The organism is Bradyrhizobium zhanjiangense, from assembly GCF_004114935.1.
Lineage (GTDB): Bacteria > Pseudomonadota > Alphaproteobacteria > Rhizobiales > Xanthobacteraceae > Bradyrhizobium > Bradyrhizobium zhanjiangense.
This window is the reverse complement of record NZ_CP022221.1, coordinates 6,147,152-6,160,238: the sequence shown is the minus strand read 5'-3', so window position 1 is coordinate 6,160,238 and position 13,087 is coordinate 6,147,152. Positions and strand designations below refer to the sequence as shown.

Below are 13,087 nucleotides of genomic sequence, written 5' to 3'. Positions count from 1 at the left end.
TCTTATACGTCAATGAAGATCATGGCGGGCGTTTCGAGTTGCGTCTTGATCCGCTGCACGAACAGCGCGGCGTTGAAACCGTCGATCACGCGGTGATCGAAGCTCGACGACAGATTCATCATCTTGCGCGGCACGAAGCCTGCGCCGTCCCAGTGCGGACGTATTGCGATTCGATTGACCCCGACGATTGCGACCTCGGGGTGATTGATAATCGGCGTCGTCGCAAGCCCACCTAACGCGCCGAGTGAAGTGATCGTGATGGTCGAACCGATGAGCTCGTCGCGCGTAGCCGTGCCGTTCCGCGCCGCCTCGGTGACACGGATCACCTCGGCCGCGCAGTCGAAGAGATCGCGCGCCTCCGTATGGCGGACGACCGGCACCATAAGGCCAGCCCCGGTTTGCGTCGCAATCCCCATGTGGACGGCGGCGTGCTGGTGCACGATGCCGGCCTCGTCATCGAAATGGGCGTTGAGCTCGGGCTGTGCGGCGACGGCACGCACGATAGCTTGCATCAGGAACGGCAACAGCGTCAGCTTGGGCCTGTCGGTGCGCTTCTGCTCGTTGAGCTTTGCGCGAAGATCTTCGAGCGCGGTGACGTCGACCTCCTCGACATAGGTAATGTGCGGGATCCGCGCATTTGCGATCGACATTCTCTCGGCGATCTTGCGGCGCAGGCCGACGACCTTGGTATCCGTGACGGCCGTCTTGGGTCGGCTCCGCAGCGCGGGCGCGTCGTCGGAGCCACGTGCGATGTAGCTGTCGAGATCGTCGTGGGTGATCCGACCGGCCGGGCCGGAGCCGTGCAACTGACGCAGGTCGATTCCCGCCTCGCGCGCGCGGAGCCGGACCGCGGGCGCTGCCAATGGCCGTTCGCCTTCGCGACGGGCCGGTGTCGCCAGAGGCTGCGGGGAGGGTGCAACATGCGCGGGTGCGATCGCTGGCGTGGCGCGCGCCGCATGACCCGCTTTTCGTGCTGGCGCGCTCGTCGTTTGCACTGCCGGCGCCGCAGTCGTGGTGGACGTTTCGCCCTTGCCGTCCACGTCGAGCCGGACGAAGTCGGAGCCGATCGCAAGCATGTCGCCAACCTTGCCGGCGAGCCAGACCACACGTCCTTCGGCTGGAGAGGGAATCTCGACCGTGGCCTTGTCGGTCATGACGGCGCCGAGCACAGCATCCTCGCGCACGAGATCGCCGACTTGTACCTGCCACTCCACCAGCTCGGCTTCGGCGATGCCTTCGCCGACGTCGGGCAACCTGACGACACGCTCGGTCATCTCAGGCCTCCAGCGTTTCGGCCAGCGCGCGACTGACTCGCGCCGGGCCCGGGAAGTAGTCCCATTCCTGGGCGTGCGGGTAGGGTGTGTCCCAACCCGCGACGCGCGCGATCGGCGCTTCCAGATGATAGAAGCAGCGCGTCTGCACCAGCGCGCAGAGCTCGGCGCCGAAGCCGGACGTCAACGTTGCCTCATGCACGATCACGCAGCGCCCGGTCTTCTTGACCGAGGCTTCAATGGTGTCGAGGTCGAGCGGCAGAAGGGTGCGGAGATCGATGATCTCGGCATCGATGCCGGTCTCGGCTGCCGCGCTTTCGGCGACATGGACCATCGTGCCATAGGTCAGGATCGTGACGGCTTCGCCCTGCCGGCGGATCGCGGCGCGGCCGAGCGGCACGGTGTAGTACCCCTCGGCGACCTCGCCGAGATCGTGCTTCGACCACGGCGTCACGGGACGATCATGGTGGCCATCGAACGGGCCGTTGTAGAGCCGCTTCGGCTCAAGGAAGATGACCGGGTCTGGATCCTCGATCGCGGCGATCAGGAGGCCCTTGGCGTCGCTTGGATTCGAGGGCACCACGGTCTTGATGCCACAGACATGGGTGAACAGCGCTTCCGGGCTTTGGCTGTGTGTCTGTCCACCGAAGATGCCGCCGCCTGTCGGCATGCGCACCACAACCGGACAGGTGAACTGGCCGTTCGAGCGATAGCGCAGCCTCGCGGCTTCGGAGACGATCTGGTCGTAGGCCGGATACATGTAGTCGGCGAACTGGATCTCGACGCAGGGTTTTAGGCCGTAGGCCGCCATGCCGACTGCAGCGCCGACGATGCCGAGCTCGCTGATCGGCGTATCAAAGCAGCGGCTCTTGCCGTATTTCGCCTGCAGCCCTTGGCTCGCGCGAAATACGCCGCCAAAATAGCCGACGTCCTCGCCGAACACGACGACGTCGTCATCGCGCGACATCATCACGTCCATGGCCTCGCGAATCGCCTCGATCATGGTTCGCCGCGGCATGGCTTAAACTCCTGCTTCCTGGCGCTGCCGGCGCAGGTGCGGCGGCATCTGCGAAAACACGCCCTCGAACATATCGCGCGCCGACGGACGTTGCTCCGAATGAAGCGTGCCGAAGGATTCGGCTTCCTTCTGCGCTGAGATCACGGTGTCCAGGATTTCCGCCTCAGTCTGCTTGTGCCGCTCTTCCGACCAGGCGCCGCGTGCGATCAAATGGTTCTTCAACCTGATCACGGGATCTCCCAGCGGCCACGCCTCGGATTCCGTCTTCGGCCGATAGCCCGCGGGATCATCCGAGGTGGAATGCGCGCCGACGCGGTAGGTCACGTGTTCGACGAGGGTCGGGCCGAGATTGCGGCGTGCGCGCTCGCAGGCCCATTTCGCCACGGCATGGACCGCGAGATAGTCGTTGCCGTCGACCCGCAGCGCCGGAATGCCGAAGCCGAGGCCGCGCGCCGCGAAGGTGCCGGAGCCGCCGCGCGCGATGCCCTGGAAGGTCGAGATGGCCCATTGATTGTTGACGATGTTGAGCACGACCGGCGCGCGATAGGTCGAGGCGAATACTAGCGCGGCATGGAAGTCGGACTCGGCGGTGGCGCCGTCGCCGATCCAGCCGACGGCGATCTTGGTATCGTTCTTGATCGCGGACGCCATCGCCCAGCCGACTGCCTGGATGTACTGGGTGGCGAGATTGCCGGAGATCGAGAAGAAGCCGTGCTCCCTCGAGGAATACATCACGGGCAGCTGGCGTCCCTTCAGGGGATCATGGGTGTTGGAGTAGATCTGGCAGGCCATGTCCACCAGCGAATAGCCGCCCGCGATCAGCAGTCCCGCCTGGCGATAGGTCGGAAAGTTCATGTCGCCCGGCGACAGCGCCTTGCGGAAGGCGCAGCTCACGGCTTCCTCGCCCATGTGCTGCATGTAGAAGGACGTCTTGCCCTGGCGCTGGGCCATCTGCATCCGCGCATCGAAGGCGCGCAACGTCATCATGTGACGCAGGCCTTCCAGCAATTCGTCGTCGGAGAGCAATCCCGCCCAGGGGCCGACGGCTTCGCCGTCGCGATTGAGCACGCGGATGACGGAGAAGGCGAGGTCGCGGATCGCCTCGGCATCGACGTCGACCTCGGGGCGTGCGACCTGGCCGGCGCGAGGGATGCGGATGTTGGAGAAATCGGGCGTGTCGCCCGGGCGCACGGCCGGTTCGGGGACGTGAAGGGAAAGTGGCGCGTTGTCGGTCATGGGCGCGACCTCATTTCGAGCGAGAGATGCGGCGCCGGGCTCGGCAGCGCGACGTCGCATTCGCCGCGTACCTCGACGGCACCAATGCAGACCACAGTACCAACGCGGCGGGCGAGACGGTCAATAGCGTCACGATCCGTGATGTCGATGGACGCTGATATCCGGTACACGTCCGCTTCGGCTTGGGCGCTGACGGCCGCGAGCTTAAGGCCGGCGACGCGCGCCTGATCGAGCAGCCGGCCGAGGGCGGCATGCATATCGCTGCTCCTGAGCTCGAGAAAAAACACCGTCCGCTCCTCCCTAAACGTAGTATGTTTGTACTGGCCAATAACTGGATTTTTGTTCCAATTATCTGGGTAATTCGGTCATTCGAGGTGGAATCATTCTGGCAATTGTGCCGATAAATAGAATGGAGTTCTGGATATGGCGAAGGTCAGACGTGCGGCGCGGCCAGCTAAGGCTCCGCGCAAGGATTCGCTTCGCCTTGACGAGATCGACCGCAAAATCCTCCGCGCACTGCAGCAGGATGCGCGACTGACGACGGCGCAGCTTGCCGACGAAATCGGGCTCTCCACCACGCCGTGCTGGAACAGGCTGAAGCGGCTCGAAACCCAAGGCTATATCGATGGCTATGTCGCACTGCTCAATCAGGAGAAGCTCGGCCTGCCCGAAACGGTCATCATAGAAGTGACGCTCGACCACCACGACGAGGAGGTGCTCGAACGTTTCGGCCAGCTGCTCACGAACCTGCCGGAGGTGATCGAAGCCTATCTCACGACCGGCGACTACGATTACGTCGTGAAGGTGGCCGTCGAAAGCACCGCCGGATACGAACGCTTCCTGCGCGAAAAGCTCTATCGCATTCCCGGCATTCGCCACAGCCGATCGTCCTTCGCGTTGCGCTGCCTGAAGAAGCTGACCTCGGTCCAGGTCTAATGTGTGCGGCTCATCAGCGCGAGGGTGTCGGGCTGGTCGCCCTTCGGCTCGGGCGCCGTCGCGAAGGCCAAATCGCGCCGATGGCGATGTGAACACGCAGACGCCACTCGGTTTGACGTCTGCTCCTTGCGTTCATTCCGAAAGGTCGTTCGTCAGAAGGCGGTCTTCTTGCCGATGATGCCGACGTAGCTCGATCGTACCAGAGCTCCCCAGCGGCCATCCCTCTTGACGATCACGTAGAAAGAGTCGGCGGATAGTATCGGCTTGTCATTGGCGTCATAGCGCGTGAATCTCGTGACAAAGTGGAGTTTGTCGTCGGATTTCTGTACCAATTTGCGAGACGTCCACGCTGAGCGAGCCCATGTCGAAGCCTGCGCCAACTGTTTCGCATCGTTCGATTGCGCATATTCTTCCGGCGTGTTCCAGACCTGCACCTGCCCGCCAGCGATTCTTATATGCGGATAGTGAACCGTCTTGGACCAGGCTTCCGCATCTCGCGAGTTGAACGCCTTCATGAACTCGTCGAGATAAGCGCATCCTTGCTTCAGAAGCTCGTCGTTTCCCGGATTTTGGCACTCGTCGTCGGCTTGACTTTGAGCCAGTGCAACCGTGCTCATGCCAAAGAACACGCCCGCAAGCGCCAGCAGCCTGCGAATTTTCATGCCGGTACCTCCCTAATCGACCAAGTCAGCTTGGTTCGTTTTGATTGACAGACACGTCGATCGAGGGCCGATCTTAGATGGACAGACCGACGAGGCAACGCCGAAGCAGCGCAGTATTTCTGAACGGGGCGTCAGTTTTTCTCAATCGCTGAAGGCCGGAAGGTGACTCGAGCTCGCGCGGGCCGAAGCGCGGCGGCCGCTCCAAGCGGGTGGTCTCTTGCTTCCTTGGTGGTTCGTATCAAAACACCGGTACATCAGAAAAACCAAACAGGGGGTCAGAAAAAGCGCCTTGCAAGAAACGGGGTAGCGTCGCTCATCTTGCCGCACAAACAACAACCAATTGCAGGCAGGAAACGATGGTCGCGAGCGATCAATCTTGCGCAACAGTACGGCGCGGTCGCGTCTTCGCAAAAGGTGGTCATCGCGAGATCGCTGATCCAGAAGCCGAAGCTCATCATCTTCGATGAACCCACCCGCGGCGTCGATGTCGGAGCTATCGTCGAGATCCACCAGTTCATCAACGGCCTGGCCGACGAAGGTTTGGCCGTGGTCGTGATTTCATCCTACCTGCCGGAAGTCTTGGCGCTCTCAGACCGCATCCTGGTCGCCACGCGCGGCAAGATCGTCGAGGAAATCAAGGCGACTGATGCGACTGAGCAGCAGATCATGTACGCGGCCGTCCACTAAATGATGGATTTTCCAACACGATCGTGCGGCAGGCAACGCCGTCAAGTCCAACCAGAGATGCGAATGATCAGCGAGGTATCGCGATGAAGGTGGGCATTATTGGTGTCGGCCTGATGGGGCACGGAATTGCGAAGAACGTTCTGGTGCGGGGCGGCTATCCCCTTGCCTTTCTCGACCATCCGGGCAATCAGCCGGTCGACGATCTCGTCGATCTCGGCGCTACAGCCTGCAAGACTCCGGGCGACGTGGCAGACGTATCCGATGTCATCATCCTTTGCGTGACCGGCTCTCCGCAGGTCGAAGCAATTCTTACCGGCGATGCCGGCGTCTTGCCCCGGCTGCGAAGGGGGACAATCATCGTCGATTGCTCGACCGCGCTGCCGGAATCGACGTTGCGGATGGCCGCTGCGGTCCGGGCCGCCGGCGGAAGCTTCCTGGATGCGCCGATGACACGCACGGCCAGGCATGCGGAAGAGGGAACGTTGAACCTTCTGGTTGGCGGCGATGAAGCAGACCTTCAAAGCGTCCGTGCCGTCCTTGCCGCTTTCACCGAGAGCCTCGAACGGGTCGGACCCGTGAGCTTCGGCCATCGGCTCAAGCTGCTCCACAATTACGTTTCGATCGGCTTCATGGCGCTTCTCAGCGAAGCAGCCGCGCAGGCGGCAGATGCAGGCGTCGATCCCGCGGTTTTCGTCGATGTTCTCGCCAAAGGCGGTGGCGCCGGCGTGGCGCTGCAGCGGTTGGCGCCGGCCATCGTGGCTGGCGACGTCGAGACGGTCCCGTTCTTCATCGCCAATGCGTTGAAGGACATCAACTACTACAGGACGATGGCGGGCACATCCGGCGCGTGCGGGACGATCGCCGACGGTGTTGCCGGCGCGATGGCAGCGGTGGTCGAGAGCGGGCACGGGCAGGCCTATATTCCGGAACTGGCACGCTTACTCCGCAAACAGCAGCCCGCTGCATAGAACCCATTCCCGAGACGATCGCTGCAAGGTAAGCACGACATCAAACGAGGCGCACATCCGACAATCGCCTCTGCGAGACAGGAGTAGACCGATGACAAAAGCTGAGATCCGATTTCCCATCGACGGCCGAACCCGAAAGATGTTCGTGGACGGCGCGTGGGTGGAAGCCCGCTCGGGTAAAGTCTTCGAGACGCGCAACCCCGCGACCGGTGAGGTGATCGGACGCGTGCCGCGGGCAGACGAGGCCGACATCGGTCTTGCCGTCACCGCGGCCCGCCGCGCCTTCGAAGGCCCGTGGAGCCGCTTCAAGCCGTTCGAGCGGCAGGCGCTGCTGTTGCGGATCGCCGACCTGTTCGAGAAGCACTGGGAGGAGATCAGCCAGTCCGATACAGCAGACATGGGAATGCCGATCGTCAGGACGCGGGCGAACAAGCTGCGCGTGCTCGGCATGCTCAGATACTACGCCGGCATGGCAACCGCGATCCACGGGCAGACGATCGACAATTCGCTGCCGGGCGATATCGTCTCGTTCACGCGCAAGGAGCCGGTCGGCGTCGTTGGCGCCATCATTCCCTGGAATGCGCCGACGGCTGCGTCGGTCTGGAAGATCGGGCCCGCGCTGGCGACCGGCTGCACCATCGTGCTCAAGCCCTCCGAAGAGGCGCCGCTGACGCCATTGCTGATCGCTGATTTGATGAACGAGGCAGGGGTGCCGCCGGGCGTGGTCAATGTCGTGACCGGGACCGGGCCGGAGGCCGGGGCGCCGCTGGCCGAGCACTCCGGTGTCGACAAGATCGTCTTCACCGGATCCACCGCAACCGGGCAGGCGATTGTTCGCGCCTCGGCCGGCAACCTCAAGCGGGTGTCGCTCGAACTCGGCGGCAAGTCACCGGTGATCGTCTGCGCGGACGCGGACCTCGACAAGGCTGTCCCGATTGCCGCGATGGCGGCGTTTGCCAATTCGGGCCAGATTTGCATCGCCGGCTCCCGCCTGTTCGTCGCGCGCACGATCCACGACGAGCTGGTCGAACGGCTCGGGAAATTTGCCGCGGCCCTGAAGATCGGTGATGGCGCTGATCCCACGACGGAGATTGGACCGCTGGTCTCCGAGCGGCAGCTCGACAAGGTCGAAGGCTTCCTGCGGAGCGGGCGCGACGAGGGTGCGAAGGTCGTGACCGGCGGCAACAGGCTGAGGGAAGGTGCCCTCGCAAAGGGCAATTTCGTCGCGCCGACCGTGTTCGCCGGCGTCTCCGACAACATGCAGATCGCCCGTGATGAAATCTTTGGCCCGGTCATCTCCGCGCTGCCGTTCGACACGCTCGATGAGGCCGTGACGCGCGCCAACGCGACGCCATACGGACTTGCAGCGGGTGTCTTCACGCGCGACGTGAGCAAGGCCCACGTCATCTCAAGGAGCCTCCGCGCCGGATCGGTGTGGGTGAACACCTATCACGCCATCGATCCTGCGTTGCCGTTCGGCGGCTACAAGATGAGCGGATATGGCCGCGAAGGTGGCACCGAACAGCTCGACGAATACCTGAACACGAAGGGCGTCTGGATCAAGCTGGATTGATCGATCGTCCCGGCGCGGCCGATCGTGGCAGTGGCCGCGCCGCCGGACGAGAGCAGCGAGAGGCCATGCCACATCGTGCATGTCCTGCCACGGGCGAAGTGACATCACCACCGTTAGGATAATTTGTCGAGCGAGCATCATGAAGGATAGTTACAAGATCGCCGTCGTGCATGGAGACGGTATCGGGCCCGAAGTCGCTGGTGCGGCGGTCGCGGTGCTGCAAGCCGGTGTCCAGGCCGGGACGCTTCATTTTGCGGAATATCCCGCGGGCGCCACGCATTTTCTCGAAACCGGGGATTCGTTTCCGTCCACCTCGTTCGAGGGCTGCCGCACAGCCGATGCCATTCTCCATGGCGCGGCCGGCATTCCCGGTGTGGTTCACCGTGACGGAACCGAAGCCGGACTCGATTTCACGCTCTCGCTTCGCTTCAAGCTCGACCTGTTCGCCAATGTGCGGCCGATCAAGCTGTACAAGGGCGTGCCGTCCCCGCTCGGGCGGCCGGGATCGATCGACTACGTCATCGTCAGGGAGAACAGCGAGGGCCTCTACGCCGCGCGCGGCGCCGGCGCGCTGCTCAGGGAGGAAGTCGCAGTCGACACGCTCGTCCAGACCCGGAAGGGTATCGAACGTATCGTCCGGTTCGCATTCGAGCTTGCGAGAACACGGAATGGTTCACCAAAGGACGGTCGGCGCCGGGTGACCTGCTGCGACAAGGCCAATGTGTTGCGCACATATGCATTCTTTCGCGCTGTCTTCGACGAGGTCGCCAAAGACTATCCCGACATCGAAGCCGAGCACGTCCTCGTCGACGCGATGACGGTTCATCTGATCAACAAGCCCTCGCATTTCGACGTGATCGTCACCGAGAACATGTTCGGCGACATCATTTCCGATCTCGGTGCGGCCACGGTCGGCGGCATGGGCATGTCGCCATCGGAAGAGGTTGGGGACGGGATCGGTTTCTTCCAGGCCTCGCATGGCTCGGCGCCTGACATCGCAGGTAAGGGGCTCGCCAATCCCTATGGGACGATCTTGGCGGCGATCCTGATGCTGCGGTGGCTGGATCAGCGCTATCGGGACAATCGGCTGCGGCTTGGTGCCGACAGGATCGAGGCCGCGGTCCGCGCTGGGCTGGAGGATGCAGCGCTGAGGACCCGTGACATCGGCGGCAGTGCGACGACAGGTCAGGTCGTCGATGCGCTTCTGAAGTTACTCTAAGCGCGGCGTCAGCGCAGCTGGGCCAGGCTCGAGCGGATCAATGAAATCAATTGCTCGGTGTTCGGGCGCCTGACAGGGCCGCGCGGGGTGATCAAGCCGATCTGGCGGAGCTTGACGTGGTCGGAGATCGGGACGACACGAAACTGCTGCACGCCGGCCTGCACCAGAGCGACCCGCGGTACGATTGCGATGCCGAGGCCGGACGCTGCCAGGGCCAGCGCCGTCGTGGCGGCCTGGACCTCGAATTGCACATCGAGGCGGACGGCGAGCGTCTCCAGCGTCTCGTCGATCAGCCCTCGGACCGCCGTCGTCTTCGACAGCAGGATAACCGGCTTTTCGACGAGATCAGCGAATCCGATGCTTGATTGTCCCTCGTCGAATACCGGCGGTACACAGGCAAAAAGGGGATCTTCAAGGATAGGCTCGAACTCATAATCCCCCATGTCGGGGACTTCCGGACCAATGCCGAACTCGACATCTTGCCGCTTCAGCAGTTCAAGCATCGGCGTCGTGGAGAGCTCCATGAGCTGGACCTGGCTCCGCGGATAGCGGACCTTGAATGTCGCCAGGATGTTGGGCAGCCATCCGGACGCAAGTGTCGGAACGCAAGCCATTCGAATGTGACGGCTGCGGGATTGCGCTGATTCGGTCAGCAGATCCAACCCGGACTGAACTTCCTGGAGGGCGCGCTTTGCCTGTTCGAACAGGATCCGACCCTCAGGCGTAAGCAACACCTTCTGCGGTGTCCTGCGAAAGAGCAGGACGCCGATCTGCTCCTCCAGGTCGCGAACCTGCATGCTGATGGCAGACGGCGACCGGTTCGATTCCTCCGCAGCCTTTCGGAAGCTTTCGTGCTCGGCCGCGAGCAGGAAAGTATGGAGAAGCTTCAGGTTGATGTTCGGCAAGTCCGAATACCTCGTTCAGCGCTCATGCGCTCCATGCGGAATGACCCCAACGCGGATGGACATGTATATCTGGCCAAGAAGGCGGCAGTCTTGATCAAACCAGATCATCGCGGCCTGGCTCGACGAACCCACGATCTTCCATATCGCTGCTGCCTTTGAGGCGGCGCAATCCTGGGCGGAGTTCTGGCCGTCGCTGGCGTTACGTGGGCTGGCCGGGGGGCGTGCCAAGGGGTGAAGCGGGCATGATGGAATAATGCCGGTGTTTTGCCCGACATGTCAAATCTCCAGACCACGATCCGGAAGAGTGCGTAGCAGTTCTCCGAAGAATGGCGCGGGAAAACCCCTTTGCTGACAATGCCATGTCTACTGTGCATGGGGTTGTTTTCGATGTTCAGTTGGCCCAGCCAAGCTCGATCGGCGCGGCGCGGCCGCTGAGCTCTTTGTCGAGACGAAGATAGTGCGCGAGATAGTCGTGCAGCGCGCTTGCGGCCTTCGAGGTCGCGCCGCTCGACTTGTAGAGCTGCAACTCGCGATAAATATTTCCGGGTGGTAGCCGGACCAGCTACGACGTCGGCTTCTGCAGTCGGCAGTACGGTGCCCTGATCATTCCAGTTGTCGGCTTGCTCGGCGGACTTCGTCGAGGAACGCTCTAGCAAGACGCGAGAGCGGCTCCGCTTCGGACCACAGCATGTATGCTAGCGCAGGGGTTACGGGAAGGAAGGGGCGTATGACCAGCTCCTGACTGCCAGCCTGGTGCGGCGAGAACGGATCCACCACCGCCGCGCCGACGCCTGCTGCGGCGAGCACGCAGGCGGTGTTGCAGTATCGCACCTCGACGGTTGGCTGGAATGGAGCGCCGGCCGAAGCAAAACTCGCACGCACGGCTTCACCCAACTGCGTTCCGCGCTCGAGCCCGATGAAGGGGCGATCGGCGAGATCGGACGCGGTGATCACCGCGCGATCCGCCAGCGGATGCCGCGGCGGCATGACGCAGACCATCTCGCCGGTGTGTACCACTTCATGCGCGATGCCCGGATGATGCGAGAAGCCGAGCGCGAAGCCGAGCTCGGCGACCCGGCTCAGGAGTCCGTCGATGATGCCCTCATAGCGGCGGACGTCGAAGAACATCCGCGTCTGCGGCCGCCGGCGCAGGAAGTCCGACAATGCGGGCGGGATGATGCTGTAGGCCAGCGGCGGCGTTGCGACGATCGACAGATGTCCCGTGCGACATTCCCTGAGATCACGGACGCGGTTTTCCAGCTTGGCATGCAGCGCAAAAATCGTCTCGCTTTCCTTGTAGAGCGCCATCGCCTCGGCGGTCGGAAACAGGCGGTTGTTGACGCGCTCGAACAAGGCGAAGCCCGCCTGCGTCTCCATCGCCTTCAACGCGTTGCTGATCGCCGGCTGTGACAGCGACAGCTCCTCGGCTGCTGCGACTGTCGTCCGGTGTCGAACGACCGCACGCAAAATTTCAAGTTGGCGCAGGTTCATCTATTCGTGCCTGTTATAGTCTGGCCGAAAATATCATAGCACGAGTGATTGCCAACGCCGCTCTCATTTCTTGTAATGCGGTGCGGAATGAGCGCTGCCGAGGGAATATCGGTCCGCCTATCGAGGCAGCAGTCCGCATCATTTGGAGGCAATGTTGACTCGCGTTCTTCGTGCTGCCGCTGCCCAAATGGGGCCGACGCAAAGAGCTGATGCCCGCGCGCACACACTTGATCGCATGCTCCGGTTACTCGAAGAGGCGGCCGGGCAGGGGGCGCGGCTGGTCGTGTTTCCCGAACTCGCCTTCACGACATTCTTTCCGCGCTGGCTGCTCGAGGGCGATGGGCTCGATCAGTATTTCGAGCGCGGCATGCCGAATCCGGCTGTCCAGGCGCTATTCGATCGAGCCTGCGAACTGCGCGTCGGCTTCTATGTCGGCTATGCCGAGCTTACCCCCGATGGCCGTCGTTACAATTGTGCGATCCTGGTTGGCGACAGCGGCCAGATCATGGGCCGATATCGCAAGGTGCATCTGCCCGGGTCGGTCGAACCCCGGCCAGGCGCGCGCTACCAGCAGTTGGAAAAACGCTACTTCGAATATGGCGATCTCGGCTTTCCCGCCTTCCGCGCAGGATCGGCGTGGAGCCACGCCATCATGGGCATGATGATTTGCAACGATCGCCGCTGGCCGGAAGCCTGGCGCGTGCTGGGCCTGCAGGGAGTCGAACTGGTCTGCATCGGCTACAATTCGGCGGCCTACGATCCGAACGGCGGCGTCACCGAGGACGCGTCACTGCGCACCTTCCATTCGACGCTGGTCGCGCAGGCCAATGCCTACATGAACGCGACCTGGGCGATTGCAGTAGCGAAGGCCGGCGAGGAAGATGGCTCTGGCCTGATCGGAGGCTCATGCATTGTCGATCCGAACGGCAGGATCGTCGCACAAGCGAAGACACTGGCGGACGAGGTCGTTGTTGCCGACATCGATCTCGATCTCTGCCGCCAGGGCAAGGACAAGATGTTCAATTTTGCCGCCCACCGGCGGCCCGAGCAATACAGGATGATCACTGAACGCGCCGGCGTGGTCGAGCCGGCCGTTCTCGACATGGACTGACATGCGGCCA

Annotated in this window: 13 protein-coding genes and 1 pseudogene; 6 read left to right on the top strand and 8 right to left on the bottom strand. The window is 62.8% G+C overall.

Annotated elements, in window-relative coordinates; translation table 11 throughout:
* Nucleotides 1–2: 2 nt before the first annotated feature.
* Genes XH85_RS29660 through XH85_RS29645 form a run of 4 tightly spaced genes read right to left on the bottom strand, consistent with a single transcriptional unit; the run spans nt 3 to nt 3,782 of the window.
* A complete protein-coding gene (locus XH85_RS29660; RefSeq protein WP_128934651.1) occupies nt 3–1,274 on the bottom strand; it encodes a dihydrolipoamide acetyltransferase family protein in 1,272 nt (423 codons plus the stop codon).
* A 1-nt stretch (nt 1,275) separates the two neighbouring features.
* Complete coding sequence (locus XH85_RS29655; RefSeq protein WP_128934650.1) at nt 1,276–2,289, bottom strand: alpha-ketoacid dehydrogenase subunit beta; 1,014 nt, start codon at nt 2,287–2,289, stop codon at nt 1,276–1,278.
* 3 nt (nt 2,290–2,292) lie between these two features.
* Nucleotides 2,293–3,525, bottom strand: coding sequence for a 3-methyl-2-oxobutanoate dehydrogenase (2-methylpropanoyl-transferring) subunit alpha (locus tag XH85_RS29650; protein ID WP_128934649.1), 1,233 nt, complete (start codon nt 3,523–3,525; stop codon nt 2,293–2,295).
* The gene (locus XH85_RS29645) at nt 3,522–3,782 is read right to left on the bottom strand and encodes a hypothetical protein (RefSeq protein WP_128934648.1); all 261 of its coding nucleotides are present in this window, start codon (nt 3,780–3,782) and stop codon (nt 3,522–3,524) included. The genes XH85_RS29650 and XH85_RS29645 overlap by 4 nt, the downstream gene beginning before the upstream one ends.
* Nucleotides 3,783–3,948: 166 nt before the next feature.
* On the opposite strand from XH85_RS29645, the gene XH85_RS29640 reads away from it, so the two are divergent.
* Complete coding sequence (locus XH85_RS29640) at nt 3,949–4,461, top strand: Lrp/AsnC family transcriptional regulator (protein ID WP_091883780.1); 513 nt, start codon at nt 3,949–3,951, stop codon at nt 4,459–4,461.
* A 152-nt stretch (nt 4,462–4,613) separates the two neighbouring features.
* Here XH85_RS29640 and XH85_RS29635 read toward each other — a convergent pair whose 3' ends face one another.
* Nucleotides 4,614–5,123, bottom strand: a complete 510-nt coding sequence (locus XH85_RS29635) for a hypothetical protein (RefSeq protein ID WP_128934647.1) — start codon at nt 5,121–5,123, stop codon at nt 4,614–4,616.
* 402 nt (nt 5,124–5,525) lie between these two features.
* Here XH85_RS29635 and XH85_RS29630 point away from each other — a divergent pair.
* The 4 genes and pseudogenes from XH85_RS29630 to XH85_RS29615 all read left to right on the top strand — a co-directional run.
* A pseudogene (locus XH85_RS29630) lies at nt 5,526–5,810 on the top strand (sugar ABC transporter ATP-binding protein); the annotation flags it as partial.
* A gap of 83 nt (nt 5,811–5,893) precedes the next feature.
* Entirely contained in the window at nt 5,894–6,778 is an 885-nt protein-coding gene (locus XH85_RS29625) for an NAD(P)-dependent oxidoreductase (protein ID WP_128934646.1), read from the top strand.
* 91 nt (nt 6,779–6,869) lie between these two features.
* Nucleotides 6,870–8,351: an aldehyde dehydrogenase family protein gene (locus XH85_RS29620; RefSeq protein WP_128934645.1), complete on the top strand. Its 1,482-nt coding sequence runs from the start codon at nt 6,870–6,872 to the stop codon at nt 8,349–8,351.
* 139 nt (nt 8,352–8,490) lie between these two features.
* Nucleotides 8,491–9,570 carry an isocitrate/isopropylmalate dehydrogenase family protein gene (locus tag XH85_RS29615; RefSeq protein WP_128934644.1) on the top strand — a complete coding sequence of 360 codons (1,080 nt, stop codon included), beginning with the start codon at nt 8,491–8,493 and terminating at the stop codon, nt 9,568–9,570.
* A gap of 8 nt (nt 9,571–9,578) precedes the next feature.
* Here the strand turns inward: XH85_RS29615 and XH85_RS29610 are convergent, their stop codons facing one another.
* The 3 genes from XH85_RS29610 to XH85_RS29600 form a co-directional block, all read right to left on the bottom strand.
* Nucleotides 9,579–10,475: a LysR family transcriptional regulator gene (locus XH85_RS29610; protein WP_128934643.1), complete on the bottom strand. Its 897-nt coding sequence runs from the start codon at nt 10,473–10,475 to the stop codon at nt 9,579–9,581.
* Between the two features lie 391 nt (nt 10,476–10,866).
* The gene (locus XH85_RS47450; RefSeq protein ID WP_276484624.1) at nt 10,867–11,001 is read right to left on the bottom strand and encodes a hypothetical protein; all 135 of its coding nucleotides are present in this window, start codon (nt 10,999–11,001) and stop codon (nt 10,867–10,869) included.
* 77 nt (nt 11,002–11,078) lie between these two features.
* The gene (locus XH85_RS29600) at nt 11,079–11,966 is read right to left on the bottom strand and encodes a LysR family transcriptional regulator (RefSeq protein WP_128934642.1); all 888 of its coding nucleotides are present in this window, start codon (nt 11,964–11,966) and stop codon (nt 11,079–11,081) included.
* Nucleotides 11,967–12,153: 187 nt separating this feature from the next.
* On the opposite strand from XH85_RS29600, the gene XH85_RS29595 reads away from it, so the two are divergent.
* Nucleotides 12,154–13,077 (top strand): N-carbamoyl-D-amino-acid hydrolase, encoded by a 924-nt coding sequence (locus tag XH85_RS29595; RefSeq protein ID WP_245473234.1) that lies wholly within the window; start codon nt 12,154–12,156, stop codon nt 13,075–13,077.
* Nucleotides 13,078–13,087 lie beyond the last annotated feature (10 nt).

What these genes read in the sequence shown, in the direction of transcription:
- XH85_RS29625 (WP_128934646.1), top strand. Translation starts at nt 5,894, where the DNA reads ATGAAGGTGGGCATTATTGGTGTCGGCCTGATGGGGCACGGAATTGCG.
- XH85_RS29635 (WP_128934647.1), bottom strand. Translation starts at nt 5,123, where the DNA reads ATGAAAATTCGCAGGCTGCTGGCGCTTGCGGGCGTGTTCTTTGGCATG.
- XH85_RS29600 (WP_128934642.1), bottom strand. Translation starts at nt 11,966, where the DNA reads ATGAACCTGCGCCAACTTGAAATTTTGCGTGCGGTCGTTCGACACCGG.
- XH85_RS29620 (WP_128934645.1), top strand. Translation starts at nt 6,870, where the DNA reads ATGACAAAAGCTGAGATCCGATTTCCCATCGACGGCCGAACCCGAAAG.
- XH85_RS29650 (WP_128934649.1), bottom strand. Translation starts at nt 3,525, where the DNA reads ATGACCGACAACGCGCCACTTTCCCTTCACGTCCCCGAACCGGCCGTG.
- XH85_RS29640 (WP_091883780.1), top strand. Translation starts at nt 3,949, where the DNA reads ATGGCGAAGGTCAGACGTGCGGCGCGGCCAGCTAAGGCTCCGCGCAAG.
- XH85_RS29655 (WP_128934650.1), bottom strand. Translation starts at nt 2,289, where the DNA reads ATGCCGCGGCGAACCATGATCGAGGCGATTCGCGAGGCCATGGACGTG.
- XH85_RS29660 (WP_128934651.1), bottom strand. Translation starts at nt 1,274, where the DNA reads ATGACCGAGCGTGTCGTCAGGTTGCCCGACGTCGGCGAAGGCATCGCC.
- XH85_RS29615 (WP_128934644.1), top strand. Translation starts at nt 8,491, where the DNA reads ATGAAGGATAGTTACAAGATCGCCGTCGTGCATGGAGACGGTATCGGG.
- XH85_RS29645 (WP_128934648.1), bottom strand. Translation starts at nt 3,782, where the DNA reads ATGCATGCCGCCCTCGGCCGGCTGCTCGATCAGGCGCGCGTCGCCGGC.
- XH85_RS29595 (WP_245473234.1), top strand. Translation starts at nt 12,154, where the DNA reads ATGGGGCCGACGCAAAGAGCTGATGCCCGCGCGCACACACTTGATCGC.